16 protein-coding genes and 3 tRNA genes are annotated in these 22,012 nt (G+C 61.8%); 15 read left to right on the top strand and 4 right to left on the bottom strand.

The features are described from left to right. Position 1: 1 nt before the first annotated feature. The 7 genes from B3N48_RS13240 to B3N48_RS13210 all read left to right on the top strand — a co-directional run bounded on the left by B3N48_RS13240 (position 2) and on the right by B3N48_RS13210 (position 5,012). Complete coding sequence (locus B3N48_RS13240; protein ID WP_296184222.1) at positions 2-781, top strand: SDR family oxidoreductase; 780 nt, start codon at positions 2-4, stop codon at positions 779-781. Between the two features lie 212 nt (positions 782-993). Continuing rightward, positions 994-1,069: transfer RNA gene (locus tag B3N48_RS13235), tRNA-Val, on the top strand. 66 nt (positions 1,070-1,135) lie between these two features. Further along, positions 1,136-1,212, top strand: a tRNA-Asp gene (locus tag B3N48_RS13230). 157 nt (positions 1,213-1,369) lie between these two features. Then, positions 1,370-1,446 (top strand) — tRNA-Asp (locus tag B3N48_RS13225). A gap of 135 nt (positions 1,447-1,581) precedes the next feature. Further along, the gene (locus B3N48_RS13220) at positions 1,582-2,532 is read left to right on the top strand and encodes an NAD-dependent epimerase/dehydratase family protein (RefSeq protein WP_296184219.1); all 951 of its coding nucleotides are present in this window, start codon (positions 1,582-1,584) and stop codon (positions 2,530-2,532) included. A 115-nt stretch (positions 2,533-2,647) separates the two neighbouring features. Then, positions 2,648-3,913 (top strand): 3-phosphoshikimate 1-carboxyvinyltransferase, encoded by a 1,266-nt coding sequence (locus B3N48_RS13215; RefSeq protein WP_296184217.1) that lies wholly within the window; start codon positions 2,648-2,650, stop codon positions 3,911-3,913. Between the two features lie 262 nt (positions 3,914-4,175). Beyond that, positions 4,176-5,012 (top strand): DUF2242 domain-containing protein, encoded by an 837-nt coding sequence (locus B3N48_RS13210; protein WP_296184215.1) that lies wholly within the window; start codon positions 4,176-4,178, stop codon positions 5,010-5,012. Between the two features lie 292 nt (positions 5,013-5,304). Here the strand turns inward: B3N48_RS13210 and ilvA are convergent, their stop codons facing one another. The 3 genes from ilvA to B3N48_RS13195 form a co-directional block, all read right to left on the bottom strand. Then, positions 5,305-6,858, bottom strand: coding sequence for a threonine ammonia-lyase, biosynthetic (ilvA, locus tag B3N48_RS13205; protein ID WP_296184212.1), 1,554 nt, complete (start codon positions 6,856-6,858; stop codon positions 5,305-5,307). Between the two features lie 817 nt (positions 6,859-7,675). After that, positions 7,676-8,716: an AraC family transcriptional regulator gene (locus B3N48_RS13200; protein WP_296184209.1), complete on the bottom strand. Its 1,041-nt coding sequence runs from the start codon at positions 8,714-8,716 to the stop codon at positions 7,676-7,678. Positions 8,717-8,719: 3 nt separating this feature from the next. Then, positions 8,720-9,871 (bottom strand): carbon-nitrogen hydrolase family protein, encoded by a 1,152-nt coding sequence (locus tag B3N48_RS13195; RefSeq protein WP_296184206.1) that lies wholly within the window; start codon positions 9,869-9,871, stop codon positions 8,720-8,722. Positions 9,872-10,255: 384 nt separating this feature from the next. On the opposite strand from B3N48_RS13195, the gene rarD reads away from it, so the two are divergent. From rarD to B3N48_RS13165, 6 genes are all read left to right on the top strand, one after another. Then, positions 10,256-11,143 (top strand): EamA family transporter RarD, encoded by an 888-nt coding sequence (gene rarD / locus B3N48_RS13190; protein ID WP_296184204.1) that lies wholly within the window; start codon positions 10,256-10,258, stop codon positions 11,141-11,143. A 248-nt stretch (positions 11,144-11,391) separates the two neighbouring features. Then, a complete protein-coding gene (locus B3N48_RS13185) occupies positions 11,392-13,431 on the top strand; it encodes an NADPH-dependent 2,4-dienoyl-CoA reductase (protein WP_296184201.1) in 2,040 nt (679 codons plus the stop codon). A gap of 219 nt (positions 13,432-13,650) precedes the next feature. Next, complete coding sequence (locus tag B3N48_RS13180) at positions 13,651-14,559, top strand: 1-aminocyclopropane-1-carboxylate deaminase/D-cysteine desulfhydrase (RefSeq protein ID WP_296184199.1); 909 nt, start codon at positions 13,651-13,653, stop codon at positions 14,557-14,559. A 224-nt stretch (positions 14,560-14,783) separates the two neighbouring features. Beyond that, complete coding sequence (locus B3N48_RS13175) at positions 14,784-16,124, top strand: MFS transporter (RefSeq protein ID WP_296184197.1); 1,341 nt, start codon at positions 14,784-14,786, stop codon at positions 16,122-16,124. Positions 16,125-16,423: 299 nt separating this feature from the next. Continuing rightward, complete coding sequence (locus B3N48_RS13170; RefSeq protein ID WP_296184194.1) at positions 16,424-17,629, top strand: MFS transporter; 1,206 nt, start codon at positions 16,424-16,426, stop codon at positions 17,627-17,629. Beyond that, positions 17,630-18,913: an arsenic transporter gene (locus tag B3N48_RS13165; RefSeq protein ID WP_296184192.1), complete on the top strand. Its 1,284-nt coding sequence runs from the start codon at positions 17,630-17,632 to the stop codon at positions 18,911-18,913. It begins immediately after the preceding gene. Here the strand turns inward: B3N48_RS13165 and B3N48_RS13160 are convergent. After that, a complete protein-coding gene (locus B3N48_RS13160; protein WP_296184189.1) occupies positions 18,876-19,859 on the bottom strand; it encodes a DUF1853 family protein in 984 nt (327 codons plus the stop codon). The two genes, B3N48_RS13165 and B3N48_RS13160, sit on opposite strands and share 38 nt — an antisense overlap. A 286-nt stretch (positions 19,860-20,145) precedes the next feature. Between B3N48_RS13160 and B3N48_RS13155 the strand changes: the two genes are divergently transcribed. Both B3N48_RS13155 and B3N48_RS13150 read left to right on the top strand, forming a co-directional pair. Then, positions 20,146-21,036 (top strand): NAD(+) kinase, encoded by an 891-nt coding sequence (locus tag B3N48_RS13155; RefSeq protein ID WP_120127105.1) that lies wholly within the window; start codon positions 20,146-20,148, stop codon positions 21,034-21,036. Continuing rightward, positions 21,036-22,007: a metallophosphoesterase gene (locus B3N48_RS13150; protein ID WP_296184188.1), complete on the top strand. Its 972-nt coding sequence runs from the start codon at positions 21,036-21,038 to the stop codon at positions 22,005-22,007. Before B3N48_RS13155 ends, B3N48_RS13150 begins: the two co-directional genes overlap by 1 nt. Positions 22,008-22,012: the final 5 nt, after the last annotated feature.

The raw sequence follows: 22,012 nt of genomic DNA, 5'->3' as shown, positions 1-22,012 counted from the left end.
TGTGAATGAGTTAGTGGTAGAAGCCGCCGGTATGCACAACGGCCGCGTTGCCTTGGTGACAGGTGCAGCGCGGGGAATCGGGTTGGGCATCGCCGCCTGGCTGATCACTGAAGGCTGGCAGGTCGTGCTGACCGATGTCGATCGGCAGCGCGGCGACGCGGTGGCCGGAGTGCTGGGTGATAACGCGTCCTTCATCGGCATGGATGTGTCCAGCGAAGATCAGGTCGCCGGTGGCGTCGCTGAAATACTGGGCATGTTTGGTCGCCTGGACGCGCTGGTCTGCAACGCGGCCGTGGCCGATCCTCGCAATACGGTGCTGGAAAGCCTCGATCTGGCCCATTGGAACCGGGTGCTGGCCGTGAACCTGACAGGTCCCATGTTGCTCGCCAAGCATTGCGCGCCGTACCTGCGCGCCCACGCAGGCAGCATCGTTAACCTCAGCTCGACCCGGGCGCGGCAATCCGAACCAGACACCGAGGCCTACGCCGCGAGCAAAGGCGGTTTGCTGGCGCTGACCCATGCGCTGGCCATGAGCCTGGGCCCGCAAGTGCGGGTCAACGCCGTGAGCCCCGGCTGGATCGACGCCCGCGACCCTTCAAGACGTCGCGCCGAGCCATTGTCCGACGCCGATCATGCGCAGCATCCTGCGGGCAGGGTAGGCACAGTGGAGGACGTTGCTGCGACCGTGGCGTGGTTGCTGTCGAAGAACTCAGGCTTCGTGACCGGACAAGAGTTTGTGGTCGACGGCGGCATGAGTAAGAAGATGATCTACGTTGAGTGATGCAGCTGCGAGCTTTGAGCGTCGAGCTGCGAGTAATAGCGGAAAGGAGAGCGAGCTGATGGCTCGCTTTTTTGTGGAAGCGCAGGACTTCTTTGCTTGAAGCTTGCGATTCGACGCCTGAAGCTGAGTTTGCTGTTTTTAGAAAAAACTTCAATCAGGCTATTGACTTAGGTTCGGCACCTGCGTAAATTTCGCGGCCTCAGCGAAGCAAAGGGTGATTAGCTCAGCCGGGAGAGCATCTGCCTTACAAGCAGAGGGTCGGCGGTTCGATCCCGTCATCACCCACCATCGTTGAGAAGTTATAAAGCACGCTGAAGGCTACTGAGATTCAGCCGGACGAAAGTCCACCACTGCGCAGCGGTAGTTCAGTCGGTTAGAATACCGGCCTGTCACGCCGGGGGTCGCGGGTTCGAGTCCCGTCCGCTGCGCCATATTTTCCAGCTCTGGCCTTATAAGTCAGGTCTGAGATTGAGCGCCGAGGCCTTCGATCAGTGTTCTACGAAATGAGTACACACGAGACTTGTTTCGAAAGGGTTAAACAGACGAAAGTCTGTGAAAGAGTTAAACAGATGCAAGTCTGTGCGACACGCAGCGGTAGTTCAGTCGGTTAGAATACCGGCCTGTCACGCCGGGGGTCGCGGGTTCGAGTCCCGTCCGCTGCGCCATACATAGCTTCGAGGCCCTTGAACGCCTCGAAGCGACAAAAAAAGCGACCTTAGGGTCGCTTTTTTTATGCCTGCGAAAAGCAGTCAGGCGCCGCTTCTGCACCTATTATTCCGGCCACTCATGGAGAGCGAATCATGCGGATTCTCGTCACAGGCGCCACCGGGTTCATTGGTACGCGGCTTTGCCAAGTGCTGGTCGAGCAGGGGCATGCGGTCATTGGCCTGTCCCGCCGCGGTAGCGGATCGGTGGCCGGGGTGGATTATCGCGCCAAGGATTTCACCGACACGCCGTCCCTCACGGACTGCATGGAAGGCGTCGATTGCATCGTGCACCTCGCCGGCAGAGCGCATGTGATGGACCCGCGCAATGACGCACCGGCGCTTTATCGTGAAGTCAATCACGAGGCCACCGTTCGACTCGCACAGCTCGCCCTGGATGTCGGGGTCAAGCGTTTCATCTTCATCAGCACGATCCGGGTCAATGGCAACGCCTGCGATGAACGCTTCACTGAAGCGTCGGTGCCGCAACCGGTGGTGGCTTACGACCGCTCCAAGCTCGACGCCGAAAACGGTCTGCGCGCGCTGCTCGACGGCAGCCCTACCGAGTGGGTGATCATTCGTCCACCGCTGGTCTACGGCGCCGAGGCGCTGGGTAATTTTCGGACGTTGCTGAAGGTTGTCGACAAAGGGCTGCCCAGCCCCCTTGCGCAGGTGCGCAATGCCCGCAGCCTGATCTCTGTGAATAACCTTGCCAGGCTGATTGCGCTCGCGGTTCAACACCCTGACGCCGCGGGTCAGTTGTTCCTCGCCAGCGATGCTTCCGACGTTTCAACCCATCAGATCCTGGTCGCGCTCGCTGAGGGTATGCGAAAACGCCTTTGGTCTGTCCCGGTGCCGCCTTCGCTGCTCGCATGGCTGTTCAAGCTGGCAGGCAAGGAAGATACGTACACCAAACTGTGTGGTTCGCTGACGGTGGACGCCAGCAAAGCGCGTGATGTATTGGGCTATCGCCCTGACAACGACACCCTGGCTTCATTGGCGCAGGTCGGGCGCCAGTACCGCATGAGTCGACAAAACACGCGATAGCAGCTGACTTTTCCTGCGGGACCGGTCGTAACGGGCTGCTGCAGATCCCGCTGATAAATGCCATGATTGGCGGCTTGTTGAAGCGGCGCTGATTTCGAATTTGGAGAGCTGGACCATGGGCATGAACCAAACCCTCACTGTGATCCCACCCGGTGTACCGTTGACGGGGCATGTCGCGCCACCCGGCTCCAAGTCGATTACCAACCGCGCGCTGCTCCTGGCTGCGCTGGCCAAAGGCACTAGCCATCTGCGCGGGGCTCTCAAAAGCGATGACACCCGGCACATGTCCAACGCGCTGCGCCAAATGGGCGTGACCATCGACGAGCCGGACGACACCAGTTTCGTGGTCACCAGCAGCGGCCACCTGCAAATCCCCGAAGGCCCGCTTTTTCTCGGCAATGCGGGGACTGCTGTGCGCTTCCTGACCGCGGCTGTCGCGACTGTGAAGGGTGTCGTGACCCTCGACGGCGATCATTACATGCAAAAACGCCCGATTGGCCCATTGCTTGAGTCATTGCGCAAGGGCGGTCTCAGTGCCGAAAGCGTTACGGGCTGCCCACCCGTGATCATTCACGGCACGGGCTCGATCAAAGCGACACGCTTCGAAATCGATGGCGGCCTGTCCAGCCAGTACGTCTCGGCGCTGTTGATGGTCGCGGCGTGCGGTGAGGCCCCTATTGAAGTGGCCCTGACCGGTAAGGAAATCGGCGCTCGCGGCTACATCGATCTGACCCTGGCCTGTATGCGCGCCTTCGGAGCCGAGGTCGAAGTGGTCGACGACGCGTTGTGGCGGGTGTCACCGACCGGCTACACCGCCTGTGACTACCACATTGAACCCGATGCCTCTGCGGCTACTTACCTCTGGGCGGCAGAAGCGCTCACCGGCGGCAAAATCGATCTGGGCGTAGCTGCCGAGGCGTTCACCCAGCCCGACGCCAGGGCGATGGAGATGATCGCGCAATTCCCGAACATGCAGGCAGTGATCAACGGCTCGCAGATGCAGGATGCGATCCCGACCCTGGCGGTGTTGGCCGCGTTCAACAACACACCGGTACGCTTCGTCGATCTGGCCAACCTGCGAGTCAAAGAATGCGACCGCGTTCAGGCGCTTCACGACGGCCTGAATCAGGTGCGTTCAGGGTTGGCGACGGTCGAGGGCGACGATCTGCTGGTGGCGTCCGACCCAGGTCTGGCAGGCACCCACAGCGATGCATTGATCAACACCCACTCTGATCATCGCATCGCCATGTGCTTTGCCTTGGCGGGGTTGAAGGTGTCAGGTGTGCGCATTCAAGACCCGGAGTGCGTCGCCAAGACGTATCCAGGCTATTGGCGCGCCCTTGAGTTTCTGGGCGTACGTCTGGAGCGCGGCGAAGTCTGATATGGCGGCGGCGGGGCGAACGAGGGCGACCGTCAGTCGATTCCTGCTCCCATTCAGCAATTTGCCGGTGGTTCCGATTTTTCGCCAGGGCTGCCGCCAGGCCGCCAGCCAGCCCGCTTCATGCGGCATAGCGCGGCGGTCAGAGCTTCGATGTATCCACATGGTTGCAAACTGTGCGTTGATCCGTCGCCGGGCTTGTTGCAGACTTACCGGCGTTTTCTCCGGTCCGCTGTTCTGTTGACCTTTTTCCCCGGGATGTTTGATGTCTAAATTAATGAGCTTTCGTACTGCATGCTGGGCGCTCGCCCTGCTGACCGCCGCAGGCTGCTCGTCCAAGAAACAGGCCATTTACGAGCACGAAAACTTCGATGACGCCGGGACGTTCTCGCGCAATTACCCTGTTTCCGATGCCGCCACCTGCGAGGCAGGCCGGCGTGCCTTGCTGAGTCAGGGGTACATCATCACCAGCAGCGATCCAAAGATGATTGCCGGGCACAAGAGTTTCCAGCAGACCGGCGAAACGCACATGGAAATCAGCTTCAACGTGGTCTGTGCGGCGGATGGCAGTGCAGATGGCAAGGCTACGATGTTCGCCAACGCCCTGCAGGACCGTTACGCATTGAAGAAGGTGAACAACTCGGCAAGCCTGGGGGTGGGGGTGTTGGGCTCGGTGTCGATGCCGATTGGCTCTACCGACGACTCCATGGTCAAGGTCGCGAGCGAGACGGTGGCGTCATCCAAGTTTTACGACCGTTTCTTCGCGCTGGTGGAAAACTTCCTGCCGCCTGAAGTGAAGAAAGCCGCGCACATTGAAGAAAAACCCAAGACCGATCTGGGCATGCCTGAGCCTGCGCCCGCGAAGGCGGCTGCACTGACCGAGCAGAAGCCGGCTCAGACCCCATCCCCTGATGCCACGCCTGCGCCGCTGGCCACGCCGACCACACCACCGGCGGCCGCTGAGCAAACCAGCGAGCCCATGCCGGCGCCCGCTGAGCCCGAACCAGTGAAGGCCGAAGCCGTCGCACCATCAGAGCCCGCGCCGGCGCCTGCCGCCGAAGCCGCTCCAGCAACCGCGCCAGAGGCCACTCCAGCGCAGTGATTGTGTCACTCACTGCCACAGGTCTGGGTCATGCCGGCGGCGGTTTCGTGCCTGGCACCTGCCAGCTTGTGCCGAAGACGTGGGAGTGCCGGGATGGCGCTCCTCAGGCACCGCGCACAACATGCCGAACATAGAACATGTGGGAAATTCTATGCTCACTGGCAAACCGCCTTCGCCAGCAAGCCGGCTCCCACAAGGGTCATGCATAGGTCATAAAATCTGCACCGACGCCGCATCCGTGGGAGCCGGCTTGCTGGCTCCCTCCGGATCGAGGACAGCGCGAACATCTGCGCTACCCTAGAAACAACCGGTACGCCGGGTTATGGGTCTCATCCCAATACGGATAGCCAATCTCCGCCAGCGCCTTGGGCACCAGGTGCCGTTCCTCTTCCGGCACGACCAGGCCCGCCACCACCCGGCCATCCGCCGCGCCGTGGTTGCGGTAGTGGAACATCGAGATGTTCCATTTACCGCCCAGTTTATTCAGGAAATTGAACAGCGCGCCGGGCCGTTCGGGGAATTCGAAGCGGAAGACCATTTCATCGCTGACCCGCTCCGAATGCCCGCCGACCATGTGCCGCAGGTGCAGTTTGGCCAGTTCGTTGTCCGTCAGGTCCAGCACCGGAAAACCCTGGTCGGTAAGGCTGGCGATCAGCGCCTTGCGCGGGTCGTTTTCCGGATGGGTCTGCACGCCGACGAAGATGTGCGCCTCGCGATCGGTGTGGTAGCGGTAGTTGAATTCGGTGATCTGGCGCTTGCCCACGGCCTCGCAGAACGCTTTGAAACTGCCGGGCTGCTCGGGGATGGTCACGGCAATGATGGCTTCACGGCCTTCGCCCAGTTCGGCGCGTTCGGCGACGTGGCGCAGGCGGTCGAAATTGACGTTGGCGCCGGATTCGATCGCGACAAAGGTCTGGCCTTTGACCTCGTATTGCTCGACGTATTTCTTGATCCCCGCCGCGCCCAGCGCACCTGCAGGTTCGGTGATCGAGCGGGTGTCGTCGTAGATGTCCTTGATCGCCGCGCAGATTTCGTCGGTGCTGACGGTGATCACTTCATCGACGTAATCCTTGCAGATGTCGAAGGTGTGCTGGCCGATCTGCGCCACGGCGACGCCATCCGCGAACAGGCCGACCTGCTGCAACACCACGCGCTCGCCGTAGGCCATGGCCTGTTGCAGGCAGTTGGAGTCGTTCGGTTCGACGCCGATCACCTTGATCTCCGGGCGCAGGTATTTCACATAGGCCGCAATGCCCGCGATCAGTCCGCCGCCGCCTACCGGGACGAAGATCGCGTCCAGTCGGCCCGGGTGCTGACGGAGAATTTCCATGGCCACTGTGCCTTGCCCGGCGATGGTGTCAGGGTCGTCGTAGGGGTGGATGTAGACGTAGCCTTTTTCCTCGACCAGCTTCAGGGAATACGCCAACGCCTCGGGGAAAGAGTCGCCGTGCAGCACGACGTTTCCGCCTCGGGAGCGCACGCCCTCGACCTTGATCTCCGGCGTGGTTTTCGGCATGACGATGGTGGCCGACACGCCCAACGTCTTCGCCGCCAGCGCCAGGCCCTGGGCATGATTGCCCGCCGACGCGGTGACCACGCCCCGCGCAACTTCTTCCGCGCTCAATTGCGCCAGCTTGTTGTAAGCCCCACGAATCTTGAAGGAGAACACCGGCTGCAGGTCTTCGCGCTTGAGCAACACCTGATTGCCGAGGCGTTCGGAGAGCTGGCGAGCGCCGTGCAGCGGGGTTTCGACGGCGACGTCGTAGACGCGGGAGGTAAGGATCTTGCGGGCATAGTGATTCAGCAGGTCGTGGCTGACTGGGCTGAGCGCAACCGTCGAGGTCATCGTGTCGTCCTCGTCGTAAGGGCGGCGATGATCAGGCGTGCAGAAAGAGGGGCGAGGGAAGGGCGAATGATGAACATGTCTGACTCCTGGTTCGAGGTTCGGGGCCCGGGGAGACAGAGAGAAAAAACCCGCCTCCAAGGGCGGGTTCGGTGCAAACGTCGGCTAACCCGCCATGACTGGAATGGCGGTAATAATTCGTTGGCCGAAACATTGCTGGGTAAGGTTCATGGCGGGAAGACTATGGCGAGCCGGTTCTGGTCGTCAAGCGCAACGTGATCACCTTGGTCGCCAACTAGGTCTTGCATGGAAGTGAGCTTGCTTACGAAGGTCATGCATCAGGCTGCGTGGATGGGGGGGCCTGACGCTTTCGGGAGCACGCTCACTCCCACAGAAACTCCTCACGCTTCCCAAACAGGGTTATCTCCCTCGAACCCCATGGCAGGAGCGTGCTCACGAATAGAATCCGCCCGATTATCCTGACCCCTTGCGCGATGAATTTTCTTGGACTAAACATTCCGATGGCTGGCTACAGATCCCGCCCCAGAGCCTTGGTACGGAAGCATCGATCCTGTTCGCGCGTTTCCGTCGTCGATTGTTCAACAAGCTTTCATGGTTCGTTCATGAGGGCACTTTAGGGTGAAGGTCGTGGTCAGTGGCAACAGTCGCTGAAACGACAAAAAACGACACCGAAACGCAACACACCCGCCATGAGGGCATGAGTGATGGACGACTACCAGGAAGAACTGTTGGAGTATCAGGCTTACGAACTCGACCCGCTCGAACCCGCCGATGACGCGACCGAGCTGTAAGAGAGTGATCAGACCGACTGACGCTGGCTGCGGCGGAACTCGCCAGGGGTCTGTCCGTTCCACCGTTTGAAGGCGCGTTGAAAAGCCTCTGCCGACGCAAACCCCAGTAAATAGGCGATCTCGCCAAAGGCCAGCTCCGTGTCGCGGATATAGGTCATCGCCAGATCGCGACGTGTGTCATTGAGAACCGCACGAAAGCGTGTGCCTTCCTCTGCCAGCCGGCGACGCAACGTCCAGGTCGGCAGCTTCAACCGGGCCGCCACTTCTTCCAGGTCCGGTTCCCTCCCGCCATTGAGCAACGGCCCCAGCAACTGAGTGATGCGTTCACGCAAGGTGCGAGTGCGCGTGCGTTGCTCCAGTTCCCGTTCGCACAGTTGCAGTAAATGGCGCCAGGTGCTCGGCACGTGGTCGGGGTTGCGCAGCCCCAGGCTTCGCTGGCTCAAACGCAGTTGATTGAGGCCCGCGCCGAAGACCACTGGCTGATCGCTCAACCCGGCGTAATCCTGGGTATAGCCCGGCGCATCGAATTCGATTTCGATGCGTTCCGCCACAATCGGCGTGTCGGCGAGCGTCGAGAGCTGGTGCAGCCAGCCGCTGAGGATGGAGTCGACGACGAAACGGTTGTAATCGTTGTAGGGGCTGATGGAGTAGAAACGCAGCCAGGCGCCTGCGCTGTCTTCGTGAAAGCTCGACTGGCCGCGATAATTGGAGCCGTACAGCGCATCGAAACGAATCAGCGTGCGCGCCGCTTCCCGCACGGTCGGCGCCTGCGCGGCGGTGACGCCGGCCAGTCCGGCCTGGCTCAAGCGGCTGAGTTGGCCCATCTTCAGGCCCAGGCTCGCTGCGCCGGTCAATTGAATCGCCGCGTGCCCCAGACGCATGTAGCGCGGGATCGAAAGACGCGCACCCGCTTCACCCAGCCGTGCAGCGTCCAGGCCGTATTGGTCGAGCAGGGGTTGCGGGTCGTGGCCGGTGCTGCGTACGGCGTCGGCCAGGTTATGCACGAAGCCGACCGACAAATCTCCCAAACGTACCTGCAGCGCGCTCATCGGTCACAACCACAGATTGATCAGTCGCGCCCCGTGGCCGGGTTTGGCCCCCTTGAGCGCTGCGCTGATGGAACGCTCGGCGACACTTTGCCCGCCGCGTGTCGCAAAGCTGTGACCGGCACTGCCCTGATCCCAGAATTGCCCGCGCATGAACACGCTGATGCCAGCCTTGGCGGTGCTGATCGGGGTGAGCGACAAGCTTCGCCAGGCCTCGCCCTCGGTCAACGGTTTGGGTTCTGGATCGAGAGGGCTCATCAGCGTGGGGTGTTTATCGCTGCGCCACGGCCGGGACCAACTGCCATTGCCCGCCACGAAGGCCGGCACGGCGATCAACTCGGCGCCGCTGGCGTTGAGCCGCACGTAATTGTCGGGATACCAACTGTCGCTGCCGATCAGCGTGGCCAGTCGACCGGCCGGTGTGTCGATGACGTTCAGCGGCGCGTCCTTGCCGGAGCGGATGTAGCCGCGTTGATACCAGGAGGGAAACAGCTGGCGCTGCGGTTGGCCGATGGGCAAGCCGTCGCGCCCAAACACCACGCTGCTGTTGTAGAGGGCGCCTTTGCCCGCCTGCAGTTGACCGTTGTGCACCTCAGGTGCTGGCAAGACGATCGAGCCGGCCACCAGCGTGACACCGAATTCCTTGGCCAGCCCACCGAATACACTCTGGTAATCCTGCGCCATGCTGCGCGCCTTCATGCGCAGGTGGGCGTCATCGAGCCGGCTTTCCCCCCGGGCGTGCAACAGCGCGTCGATAAACAACACCGGGTTGCTGAAGGCCAGCCAGTTCATGGCTTCTTCGATGGTCGCCGCCTCATAGAACTGCGACTTCTCGTCGACGGCGAATAGCCAGGTACCGATGTGTTCAGGCAGCACGACGATGGTTTTGTCATTGATCAAGCCGTGTTCACGCGCCTGCTGCAGATAGGCCGCCAGCTTGCGATGCAGGCGTTTGAGGCTGGAGTAATCCGAAGGAAACAGCTCGGGCTGAATGCCGAGCAGGTTGCCGTGGTCCCCTGGCTCGCCATCGTTGATCACCAGTTGGATGCGCAGATCGGTGAGGTAATGGCCGGCGTGGCGCTTATGGGTCCACAGCCCATAGCTGGTCAGAAGAATCGCCAGCACGACCGCGGCGAGGAAGCCAAGAACTTTGCGCATGGGGAGGAGCGTGTGGGCCTTAATGAGCTGCTGCCGGGTGGATGGATGGCGCCAAGGCTACGGGAAAACGGCGTCTGACCGAAGCGATTTAAGCGTGTTGCGTTTTTTCGTGCATCACTGGGAACCTGGACATCGTGTTGACCCACCTGGAACCCGGCTTCGATTGCCGACACATCGGGATGGATAGACCCCGTTATCTTGCTGATCTGACAGACCGCTCTGACTTGCGCCGAGTGTCTCAGGGGACAAGCCATCCCTGTTTGGCGCCGCCTCCTGCAACGGTTGCGGTGTCAGGCAGAACCCCGACTCGCGAATGATTCGATAAACCGCTGACTGACCGGTATCCTCGTCAGCCGTTTTGATAAGAATGCCGGAAGGATCCTGATGCAAACTGCCGTCAACCCGCGCAAAGGCTACCTGCTGGGCCTCAGCGCGTACCTCATGTGGGGCTTCATCCCGCTGTATTTCAAGGCCGTGCAGAACGTGCCAGCCGTGGAGATCATCATCCATCGGGTGCTGTGGTCGGCGATTCTGGGCTCGGCGATGCTGCTGGTCTGGAAACACCCCGGCTGGTGGCGGGAGCTGCTGCAACACCCTGGCAGGCTTGGGGTGTTGACGGTCAGCGGCTGTCTGATCGCGACCAACTGGCTGGTGTATGTGTGGGCGGTGAATAACGGACGCATGCTTGAGGCGAGCCTCGGCTATTACATCAACCCGCTGATCAACGTGTTGCTCGGGATGTTGCTGATGGGCGAGCGCCTAAGCCGATTGCAATGGGTGGCGGTGGGGTTGGCGAGCATTGGGGTCGTGCAGCAGGTATGGCAGGTTGGCAGCCTACCGTGGGTCTCATTGACCCTGGCCTTGAGCTTCGGTTTCTACGGCCTTATTCGCAAACGCGCGCCGGTGGCCGCACTGCCGGGGCTGGTGGTCGAGACATGGCTGCTGGTCCCGCTGGCACTCGGCTGGGTGGCCTTTCACCCGGAGTCGGAGAGCTTTCAGCCCGCATTTCTGTTCAGTCATCAAGTGATGCTGTTGGCCCTCGCGGGGCTCATCACCCTCATTCCGCTGCTCTGTTTCAACGCAGCTGCACGGCACCTGCCGTATTCGACGCTGGGTTTTCTGCAGTACGTTGCGCCGACGCTGGTGCTGATTCTGGCCGTGACCGTGTTTGGCGAAGCGCTGGCGCCAGCGACGTTGACAGCGTTTGTGTTCATCTGGCTTGGGCTGCTCGTTTACAGCGTCGACACTTGGCGGCAGCTGCGTAAACGATGAGGCGGCGCTTGAGCCTGTCGTTTGTCCGCCGTCTTCACGGGATCTAGCGATTGATGGGGCTGTGCGGTTAAACATCCCCGTAATACGCTGCGCGTTTCGGTCATTAAATTGTGATAACCGGTCATTGAGCGTGACCACGATGCTGTTTACTGTCGGCGTCATGAACGGGGACTGCGCTGTAGTCCCGAATAAACGACGGGCGCCCAAGAGCGCTCGCGCCTACGTGATGATGCTTGATGGAGTTTCATATGGCCGCCGCCCACTACCCGCATTTGCTGGCTCCCCTGGACCTGGGATTCACCACGCTGCGCAACCGCACGCTGATGGGGTCGATGCACACCGGTCTTGAAGAAAAGCCCGGGGGTTTCGAACGCATGGCGGCTTATTTCGCCGAGCGTGCCCGAGGCGGGGTGGGTCTGATGGTTACCGGCGGCGTGGCGCCCAACGTGGAAGGCGGCGTTTATAGCGGTTCGGCAAAACTGACCACGCCGGAAGAGGCGGAACACCATCGCATCGTTACCCGCGCCGTACATGAGGCGGGCGGCAAGATTTGCATGCAGATCCTGCACACCGGCCGTTATGCCTACAGCCCCAAGCAAGTTGCGCCGAGTGCGATTCAGGCGCCGATCAACCCGTTCAAGCCCAAAGAGCTGGATGAGGAGGGCATCGAAAAGCAGATCCAGGATTTCGTGACCTGCGCGACCCTGGCCCAGACCGCCGAGTACGACGGCGTGGAAATCATGGGCTCGGAAGGCTACCTGATCAACCAGTTCCTTGCAGCGCACACCAACCACCGCACTGACCGCTGGGGCGGCAGCTATGAAAATCGTATGCGTCTGGCCATCGAAATCGTGCGGCGGGTGCGCGAGGCCGTGGGGCCGAATTTCATCATCATCTATCGCCTGTCGATGCTTGATCTGATCGAAGGCGGCAGCGTTTGGGAAGAAGTGGTGCAATTGGCCCAGGCCATCGAGCAGGCCGGTGCGACGATCATCAACACGGGCATTGGCTGGCACGAAGCGCGAATCCCGACCATCGCCACCAAAGTGCCCCGCGCGGCCTTCGCCAAGGTCACGGCGAAACTGCGCGGTGCGGTGTCGATCCCGTTGATCACCACCAACCGCATCAACACCCCGGAAGTCGCCGAAGCCGTATTGGCCGAAGGCGACGCCGACATGGTGTCCATGGCGCGGCCGTTTCTTGCAGACCCCGAGTTCGTCAACAAGGCCGCTGCCGGTCGTGGCGACGAGATCAACACCTGCATCGGCTGCAACCAGGCGTGTCTGGACCACATTTTCGACGGCAAGCTCACCAGCTGCCTGGTCAACCCGCGGGCCTGTCACGAAACCGAGCTGAACTACCTGCCGGTGCAACAGATCAAGAAAATCGCCGTGGTCGGTGCCGGGCCGGCGGGGCTGGCCGCTGCGACGGTGGCGGCCGAACGCGGGCATGAGGTGACGCTGTTCGACTCAGCGAGCGAGATTGGCGGCCAGTTCAACATTGCCAAACGCGTGCCGGGCAAGGAGGAATTCTTTGAGACGCTGCGCTATTTCGGCCGCAAATTGCAGACCACGGGCGTAGATGTGCGCCTGAACACCCGCGTCGCGGTGGAGGATCTGGTTGGCAAAGGCTACGACGAGGTCATCCTGGCAACCGGCATCGCGCCGCGCGTGCCGGCGATCACCGGCATTGATCACCCCAAAGTGCTCAGCTACCTCGATGTGATTCTGCAGCGCAAACCGGTGGGCCATTCGGTGGCGGTGATTGGCGCGGGTGGCATCGGATTCGACGTCTCGGAGTTTCTGGTGCACCAAGGCGTGTCCACAAGCCTTGATCGCGACGCGTTCTGGGAAGAATGGGGCATTGACAGCGCGCTGGAAGCACGGGGTGGCATCGCGGGCATCACGCCCCATCCCCATGCCCCGGCGCGTCAGGTGTTTCTGTTGCAACGCAAGGCTACCAAAGTCGGCGACGGCCTCGGCAAAACCACTGGCTGGATCCACCGCGCAGGCTTGAAGAACAAGCACGTGCAAATGCTCAACAGCGTCGAATACCTGAAGATCGACGACGCCGGCCTGCACATCCGCATCGGTGCCGATGGCGAAGAGAAGCTGCTGGCGGTGGACAATGTGGTGATCTGCGCGGGGCAGGACCCGTTGCGTGAGCTCTACGATGGGTTGCAAGCAGCCGGGCAGAACGTGCATTTGATCGGCGGCGCGGACGTCGCAGCAGAGCTGGATGCCAAACGGGCGATCAACCAGGGCTCGCGGTTGGCGGCGGAGCTGTAAGCGCTTCCACCTTGGCTTGAGTCGCTGCTGGGTGAGAGAGCGTGCTCACGAAGGCGTCCTGTCAGTCAGCTTTTACAGGACAGATACACCGCGTTCGTGAGCAAGCTTACTCCCACAGAGGTTGGCGTCAGGCGAGTCTGAGTGGGGACCTTTCACAGCGTTCAGCGTCAAGCGGGTCTGTGCGGTAGACTTCGGACTTTTCGCCGTGTGCCGATCGTCATGCTCCCCCAAGCCCCGCTCCAACCCCTGAACCTGCCTTGGCTCGCCGCATCCGGCGTCAGCGTCGCGATCCTGCGTCTTGATCTGATCGACCCGCTGATCAGCGGCAACAAATGGTTCAAGCTCTCTCACCACCTCGCCGCTGCAAGAAAGACGGGCGCCGACGGGGTGATCAGTCTGGGCGGGGCGCATTCCAATCACCTGCATGCGCTGGCGGCGGCGGGGCAGCGCTTCGGCTTTCCCACGGTCGGCCTGTTACGGGGGCATCCGGTGGAAACGCCCACGGTGCTGGACCTTCAAGCCTTCGGCATGGAGCTTCACTGGCTCGGCTACGCCGGTTATCGCGCCCGGCACGACGCGAATTTCTGGACGCCGTGGCGCGAGCGTTATCCACAGCTGTTTCCGATTCCCGAAGGCGGCGGTGGGCGGGAAGGGGCGTTGGGTTGTGCCGAGATCGTGCGTCAAGCTTGCGATCAACGGGCTGGCATCGGCTGGGACGACTATGACGGCTGGTGGCTGGCCTGTGGAACGGGCACAACGCTGGCCGGGTTGGTGCTGGCCGAATCCCGACCTCGCAAGGTGTACGGCGCGATGGCGGTGCCGACGGGGCATGGGGTTGCCGAAAACGTGACGGCCATTGTCGGTGCTGACGCCCATGCCCGCTACGAATTGCTCGATGCCAGTCGCGGAGGATTCGGCAAAATCGATGCCTCACTGCTGGCCTTTATCGAAACGAGCGAATCGCAAAGCGGCGTCCCCTTCGAACCCCTTTATACCGGCAAAGCACTGCTCGCCTTGCAGCAGACGGTGGAGGCGGGGCGGTTCGCGAACGGCACGCGTCTGGTCTTCGTGCATACCGGAGGGTTGCAAGGCAAGCGAGCCAGCGGTGCTTTGAAGCGCTACCGTTGAGTGTTCACTCTGGGCGATCCTTGTGGGTGAGCAAACCCACTCCCACGAGGTTCAGCGTTTAGAAAAACGCGGACCTGCCTCAGCCGCTGCGTACGGCTGGCACGAATCCTGCGGACCGGACCCCATGACAGGTCGGTCCTGAGTACGTCAACGACACTTCTGGAGTAAGGCGGCTCAGGCGCTGTACCGATAATCGGATCTTTCCTACGCGCGCCGAGGTTTTCATGACCACTCCAGCCATCGAGCAGGTTGACCCTGCCACCTTGAGAAAAGTCATCGTAGCGGCCGGCATCGGCAACTTCGTCGAATGGTTCGACTTTGCGGTCTACGGATTCCTGGCCACCACCATCGCTCAGCAGTTTTTCCCCAGCGGTGATGCCAGCGCGGCGTTGCTCAAGACTTTCGCGGTGTTCGCCGTGGCCTTTGCCTTTCGCCCTTTGGGCGGGCTGTTCTTCGGCATGCTGGGCGACAAGATTGGCCGTAAACGTACGCTGGCTTTCACCATCCTGTTGATGGCGGGAGCCACGACCCTTATTGGGGTGCTGCCTACCTATGCCGCCATCGGCGTGATCGCACCGATCCTGCTGACCATCATCCGTTGCGCCCAGGGCTTTTCAGCCGGGGGCGAATACGCGGGGGCCTGCGCCTATTTGATGGAACACGCTCCACGGGGCAAACGGGCGTGGTACGGCAGTTTCGTGCCGGTCTCGACCTTCGCGGCGTTCGCCTCGGCGGCGATTTTCGCTTACGCGCTGGAAGCCTCGCTCTCGGCGGAGGCCATGAGCAGTTGGGGCTGGCGCGTGCCGTTCCTGGTCGCCGCGCCACTGGGGTTGGTCGGCCTGTACCTGCGTTGGAAGCTGGACGAAACCCCGGCGTTCCAGGCGGTTACGGAGGAACACGCGGTGGCTCACTCGCCGCTCAAGGAAACCCTGCACCATCATGGCGGCGCAATTCTCGCCCTCGGCGCGTTTATCTCGCTGACGGCACTCTCCTTCTATATGTTCACCACGTACTTCGCGACCTACCTGCAAGTCGCCGGTGGTCTGAGCCGTGCAACGGCGTTGCTGGTGTCGCTGCTCGCGCTGCTGTTTGCCTCGTTGTTGTGCCCGGTGGCCGGAGCGTTTTCCGACAAGGTCGGACGCCGTGCGACCGTCATCACGGCTTGTGTCCTGCTGGCCGTGGTGGTGTATCCGTCGTTTCTGATGGCCAGTTCCGGCTCGTTCGCAGGCTCTATCATCGGCGTGATGCTGCTGGCCACCGGCGCGGTGCTGTGCAACGTGGTGACCGCGGCGCTGTTGTCCGAGACGTTTCCCACCCGCACCCGTTACACCGCTTCAGCGATCACCTACAACATTGCCTACACCATCTTCGGCGGCACCGCACCGTTGATGGCGACCTGGCTGATTGGGATGACCGGCAGCAACCTGTCCCCGGCGTTTTACCTGATTGCGGTCGCGGTCTTGGGTCTGATCGGCGGTCTGGCGTTGCCGGAAACCTCGAAGGTGTCGTTGCATGACGTGGACGGGGCGCTGGAGCGGCGGCAGGCGATGCACTCGGCTGCATGAGCCCTATCCTGCTGCCCCTGTGTGGGAGCCGGCTTGCTGGCGAAAGCGTCAGTCAGTCATAGAGGCGTTGACTGAAAGACCGCATCCGCCAGCAAGCCGACTCCCATGGCCTGCGTTGAAACTCAGCATTCGATTCCCGCTTAGTGTTGGCAGCAGGGTATTGTTTGCACGCCCAATAAGTCCCGCAACAAAACGTGGCACCACTGCCCCAAAAAATGGCACATTGACGGCCCTCGGTGCCGCTGACATATCTTGTCATCATTGCGTGCGGCACATCACCCGTTCGATGGATGAACCCGATGGCCGTCACTAGCCCTTCGACCGCAGCTCCCGCGCCCCCTCAATCCAGCCCACTGGTCCTGCGCATTATTGGCGCAGTGGCGCTGGCGCACTTGCTCAACGACCTGATCCAGTCGATCCTGCCGTCGATCTATCCGATGCTCAAAGCGTCGTACGGCTTGAGCTTCACTCAGGTCGGGCTGATCACGCTGACGTTTCAGGTCACGGCGTCGTTGCTGCAGCCCTGGGTCGGTTACTACACGGATCGCCACCCGAACCCACTGGTGCTGCCAGTCGGGTCGCTGTGCATTCTGGCGGGGGTGTTGATGCTCGCGACGGTGGGCAGCTTCCCGCTCATCCTGCTGGCGGCGGGCCTGATCGGCATCGGTTCGTCGACCTTCCATCCGGAAGCTTCGCGCATCGCTCGCCTGGCGTCTGGCGGGCGTTTCGGGCTGGCGCAGTCGAGCTTTCAGGTGGGTGGCAACAGCGGCTCAGCCATCGGGCCGTTGCTGGCGGCGGCGATCATCATTCCGTTCGGCCAAGGCCACATCGCCTATTTCGCCCTGATCGCGCTGTTCTCCGTGGGGCTGCTGTACGCCATCAGCCGCTGGTATAAAAAGCATTTAGCGCTGTTCAAGCTCAAGGCCGGGCACGCCGCGACTCACGGCCTGTCCAAAGGGCGGGTGACCGGCGCGTTGATCGTGCTGGCGCTGCTGGTGTTCTCCAAATATTTCTACATGGCCAGTTTCACCAGCTATTTCACCTTTTTCCTGATCGACAAATTCCAACTGACCGTCGCCAGTTCGCAGCTGCACCTGTTCATGTTCCTCGCGGCGGTGGCGGCCGGTACGTTCTTCGGCGGACCGATCGGCGACAAGATCGGCCGCAAGGCCGTCATCTGGTTCTCGATCCTCGGCGTGGCGCCGTTCACCATCGCCTTGCCCTACGCCGACTTGTTCTGGACCAGCGTGCTGAGCGTGATCATCGGCTTCATCCTGGCCTCGGCGTTTTCGGCCATCGTCGTGTATGCGCAAGAGCTGGTGCCGGGCAACGTTGGCATGATCGCCGGGATTTTCTTCGGCCTGATGTTCGGCTTCGGTGGCATCGGCGCGGCATTATTGGGACACCTCGCGGATCTTCACGGCATTGTCTACGTCTATACCCTGTGCTCCTACCTGCCGTTGCTCGGCATCCTTGCCATCCTTCTCCCGAGAACCAAACGCTAAATGCTCACTGCCGCGCTGATTTTCCTGGTCACCATCACATTAGTCATCTGGCAGCCGAAAGGCTTGGGCGTCGGTTGGAGCGCGACGTTCGGCGCGGTTCTGGCATTGCTGTTCGGTGTCGTGCACCTGTCGGACATTCCCCAGGTCTGGCACATCATCTGGAACGCCACCGGCACCTTCATCGCGCTGATCATCATCAGCCTGCTGCTCGACGAAGCCGGGTTCTTCAACTGGGCGGCGCTGCACGTGGCGCGCTGGGGCAACGGCCGCGGACGCAGGCTGTTCGCGTTCATCGTGCTGCTCGGCGCGCTGGTGTCGGCGCTGTTCGCCAACGACGGCGCCGCGCTGATTCTCACGCCCATCGTCATGTCGATGCTGCTGGCACTGCGGTTTTCGCCGGCGACCACGCTGGCGTTCGTCATGGCAGCGGGGTTCATCGCCGACACCGCGAGCCTGCCGCTGGTGGTGTCGAACCTGGTGAACATCGTGTCTGCCGATTATTTCGGCATCGGCTTCAATCGCTACGCCTCGGTGATGGTGCCGGTCAACGTGGTGAGCGTGGCCGCGACGTTGGTGGTGCTGCTGCTGTTTTTCCGTCGCGACATCCCGAAAACCTTCGACGCCTCGCAGCTGGCTGAGCCAGCGTCGGCCATTCAGGACCGGCCCACGTTCATCGCCGGCTGGTGGGTGCTGGGGATTCTGTTGATAGGGTGCTTCGCCCTTGAACCCCTGGGCCTGCCCATCAGCGCGATTTCGGCCGTGTGTGCGGCGATCCTCTGGGGCATCGCGGCCAAAGGGCACAAGATTTCCACGGGCAAGGTGCTGAAAGAAGCGCCTTGGCAGATCGTGATTTTCTCGCTGGGCATGTACCTGGTGGTGTATGGCCTGCGCAACGAAGGCCTGACCACGTACCTCGCCGGCTGGCTGGATCGCTTTGCCGAACACGGCCTGTGGGGCGCGGCGATGGGCACCGGGATCCTGACGGCGTTGCTGTCGTCGGTCATGAACAACCTGCCCACCGTGTTGATTGGTCTGCTGTCCATCGATGCCAGTCAGGCGCACGGGCCGTTGCAGGAAGCGATGATCTACGCCAACGTCATCGGCAGCGACCTGGGGCCGAAGATCACGCCCATCGGCAGCCTCGCGACCTTGCTGTGGTTGCACGTGCTGGCGCAGAAGGGCGTGAGTATCGGCTGGGGCTATTACTTCCGCGTCGGAATCGTCCTGACGCTGCCGGTGCTGCTGATCACACTGGCGGCGCTGGTGTTGCGACTGAGTGTCTGACCGCCTCTGCGTCCGGGACGTCTGGCCAGAGGTCTGACACGAGAAAGGCGCGCTCGGCCTCTTGCCAATGACCCTCCGGATGTTCGGTCAGGCGCACCAGCAAGTGCGCTTGAGCCGTAGGCGGGAGCTGCTCGCGCCAGGTCTCAAACGCTTCTGCGGTCCACACCTCGTCATACCGGGCAGGCCCCAACCACGCATGGCGCGGCAGCGGTTGCCAGCGTCCTTCGGGGTGTTGCGCGGTAAAGGCCGGCCAGTCCTGGTGATGAACCCATGTCCCGCGCAAATGCTCGGCGTGCACGCCCTGTGGGGAAGCACCTGTGTCGGGCCATGGATAGAACAGATAACCGCCCAGCCAGAGCGCCGCATCGAACGTTTCAATCCCCAGCGCTGACAACGCTTCCCGACTTTCCTCACGTCCCGACATCGGCAACTGATGTTGACTCAGGTGGGCGAGCTTCAAGCCCAGCCGATCATGGGATCCCGGTCCCAGCCAGTTCGCTGGATCCCGGCGGTCGGTGTCCCGTTCACCCAGATAAAACTTGATCGCCAATTCAACGTGATGAATGCCGTTCTTGTCCCTCAACAGCATGTCCAGCTCGCCCAGCGTATGTCCGCCGACTCGAATCGGCAGGTTGGCGGCAATCGTCTCCACCCCCGGCGCGTGCAGGATCGCGAAATGCCAGAGGCGTTCGTAATACAGGCCCAGACGCCGAATCGAACGGCGCGACAGCCATTCAATGAGAGCGCCGCTGTCCTGGTCGAGACTTCGCAAAAAGGCGTCCAGTGCCTCGGGATTCTGCACCCAGTCACTGCCGCTCAAGGGATGGCGCTGCGGCCATTCGGTCAGCGCGAGCATCGGCGGCGAGAGGATCACCCATGCCAGATCCCGCACCTGAGGCGTGCGCAGTTGAAGGGGCAGGGCGGTGAGGGTCGGGAATGGGGTCATGGGCGGAGGATAGCAGGCACAGTAGGTCATCTACTGTGAGAGTGAGCTTGCTTGCGAAGAGGACAGTCCGGGCGCTGAAGCTTCTGAGCTCGCCAAACTGCTTTCGTGAGCAGGCTCACTCCCACAGGTGCAGGGCCATGAAACTTCTGTGCTTGCCAGAATGCCTTTGAAGGGAGGCTCGCTTTCACAGGTGCAGGACAGGTCATGGGATCATGCCCCATTTGCCGCCCCCGACCCCTTCGCCCATAATCGCGTTCTTTCTGTGCCTGAACCCTGCGGGAGCCCCATGGAGCAATTTCGTAATATCGGCATCATCGGTCGCCTGGGCAGTTCGCAGGTGCTGGAGACCGTTCGCCGGCTCAAGAAATTCCTGGTGTCGCGGCACCTGCATGTGATTCTCGAAGACGCCATCGCTGAAGTCCTGCCAGGGCACGGGATGCAAACGTCTTCGCGCAAGATGCTGGGCGAAGTCTGTGACATGGTCATCGTCGTCGGTGGTGACGGCAGCCTGTTGGGCGCGGCGCGGGCGCTGGCCAAGCACAACGTGCCAGTGCTGGGGATCAACCGCGGCAGCCTGGGCTTTCTGACCGACATCCGCCCCGATGAGCTGGAAGTGAAGGTCGCCGAGGTGCTGGACGGCCATTATCTGGTGGAAAACCGCTTCCTGCTGCAAGCCGAAGTGCGCCGCCACGGCGAAGCCATCGGTCAGGGCGACGCGCTCAATGATGTGGTGCTGCACCCCGGTAAATCCACGCGGATGATCGAATTCGAGATCTACATCGATGGCCAGTTCGTCTGCAGCCAGAAGGCCGACGGGCTGATTGTCGCGACCCCGACGGGCTCCACCGCCTACGCGCTGTCGGCAGGCGGCCCGATCATGCACCCCAAGCTCGACGCCATCGTCATCGTGCCGATGTACCCGCACACCCTGTCCGGACGCCCGATCGTCGTCGACGGCAACAGTGAGCTGAAAATCGTTGTCTCAAAGGACATGACGATTTACCCACAGGTCTCCTGCGATGGACAAAACCACTTCACCTGCGCGCCGGGTGACACCGTGACCGTGAAAAAGAAACCGCAGAAACTGCGTCTGATTCACCCCCTCGATCACAACTATTACGAAGTCTGCCGGACCAAACTCGGTTGGGGCAGTCGGCTTGGCGGCGGGGGCGACTGATGCTCGATCCCGCGCGTAGCTACGATCTGATCGGTGACGTGCATGGTTGTGCCCAGACCCTTGAGCACTTGCTCGACACCCTCGGTTACCGCGTTCAGGCCGGCGTCTGGCGCCACCCTGAACGCATCGCCCTGTTCCTCGGCGACATCATCGACCGCGGCCCGCGCATTCGCGAGGCGCTGCACATCGTTCACGACATGGTCATGGCCGGTCAGGCGTTCTGCATCATGGGCAACCATGAATTCAACGCCTTGGGCTGGAGCACGCCTGCGCCGCCTGACACGGGCAAGCAATTCGTGCGCGAGCACACCCCGCGCCACGCCCGTTTGCTCGGTGAAACCCTCGCGCAATTCGAGGGGCACCCCGGTGACTGGCACGACTTTCTCAACTGGTTCTACGAACTGCCACTGTTCATCGATGCCGAGCGTTTCCGGCTGGTCCACGCCTGTTGGGACGCTAGCCTGATCGAGCCGCTGCGCAGTGCCCACGGCGACGGCCGTGTCGATCAGGCGTTCGTGCAGGCCTCGGCCGTGCCCGGCAGTTTCGCCAGCGCGGTGTTTGATCGCCTGCTCCGTGGCACCGACATGCGCTTGCCCCATGGCATGACGCTGACCGGCGGTGACGGCCTGACCCGCGCCTCGTTCCGCACCAAGTTCTGGGAAGACAACCCGCAAACCTACGGCGACGTGGTGTTTCAGCCCGATGCCTTGCCGGAGCGCGTGGCCAAGCGGCCGCTCTCCGATACCGAGAAAAGCGCCTTGCTGCGCTATGGCGTCGATGAGCCGCTGCTGTTCGTCGGTCACTACTGGCGCAGCGGCGTGCCCGCGCCGATCCGTCCGAATCTGGCGTGCCTGGATTACAGCGCCGTGCTGTACGGCAAGCTGGTGGCCTACCGACTCGATCAAGAAACCCGCATCGACCCGAACAAGTTCGTCTGGGTCGACGTCAAGCGGCCAGAAATCTCTCAATGAGCCTT

The sequence above is a fragment of the Pseudomonas sp. UBA1879 genome (genome assembly GCF_002338065.1).
Lineage (GTDB): Bacteria > Pseudomonadota > Gammaproteobacteria > Pseudomonadales > Pseudomonadaceae > Aquipseudomonas.
This window is presented reverse-complemented; position numbering and strand designations above follow the sequence as displayed.

Excerpts from the sequence above, each read along its gene's own strand:
- B3N48_RS13220 (WP_296184219.1), top strand. The coding sequence starts at position 1,582 with ATGCGGATTCTCGTCACAGGCGCCACCGGGTTCATTGGTACGCGGCTT.
- B3N48_RS13215 (WP_296184217.1), top strand. The coding sequence starts at position 2,648 with ATGGGCATGAACCAAACCCTCACTGTGATCCCACCCGGTGTACCGTTG.
- B3N48_RS13210 (WP_296184215.1), top strand. The coding sequence starts at position 4,176 with ATGTCTAAATTAATGAGCTTTCGTACTGCATGCTGGGCGCTCGCCCTG.
- ilvA (WP_296184212.1), bottom strand. The coding sequence starts at position 6,858 with ATGACCTCGACGGTTGCGCTCAGCCCAGTCAGCCACGACCTGCTGAAT.
- B3N48_RS13200 (WP_296184209.1), bottom strand. The coding sequence starts at position 8,716 with ATGAGCGCGCTGCAGGTACGTTTGGGAGATTTGTCGGTCGGCTTCGTG.
- B3N48_RS13195 (WP_296184206.1), bottom strand. The coding sequence starts at position 9,871 with ATGCGCAAAGTTCTTGGCTTCCTCGCCGCGGTCGTGCTGGCGATTCTT.
- rarD (WP_296184204.1), top strand. The coding sequence starts at position 10,256 with ATGCAAACTGCCGTCAACCCGCGCAAAGGCTACCTGCTGGGCCTCAGC.
- B3N48_RS13185 (WP_296184201.1), top strand. The coding sequence starts at position 11,392 with ATGGCCGCCGCCCACTACCCGCATTTGCTGGCTCCCCTGGACCTGGGA.
- B3N48_RS13180 (WP_296184199.1), top strand. The coding sequence starts at position 13,651 with ATGCTCCCCCAAGCCCCGCTCCAACCCCTGAACCTGCCTTGGCTCGCC.
- B3N48_RS13175 (WP_296184197.1), top strand. The coding sequence starts at position 14,784 with ATGACCACTCCAGCCATCGAGCAGGTTGACCCTGCCACCTTGAGAAAA.
- B3N48_RS13170 (WP_296184194.1), top strand. The coding sequence starts at position 16,424 with ATGGCCGTCACTAGCCCTTCGACCGCAGCTCCCGCGCCCCCTCAATCC.
- B3N48_RS13165 (WP_296184192.1), top strand. The coding sequence starts at position 17,630 with ATGCTCACTGCCGCGCTGATTTTCCTGGTCACCATCACATTAGTCATC.
- B3N48_RS13160 (WP_296184189.1), bottom strand. The coding sequence starts at position 19,859 with ATGACCCCATTCCCGACCCTCACCGCCCTGCCCCTTCAACTGCGCACG.
- B3N48_RS13155 (WP_120127105.1), top strand. The coding sequence starts at position 20,146 with ATGGAGCAATTTCGTAATATCGGCATCATCGGTCGCCTGGGCAGTTCG.
- B3N48_RS13150 (WP_296184188.1), top strand. The coding sequence starts at position 21,036 with ATGCTCGATCCCGCGCGTAGCTACGATCTGATCGGTGACGTGCATGGT.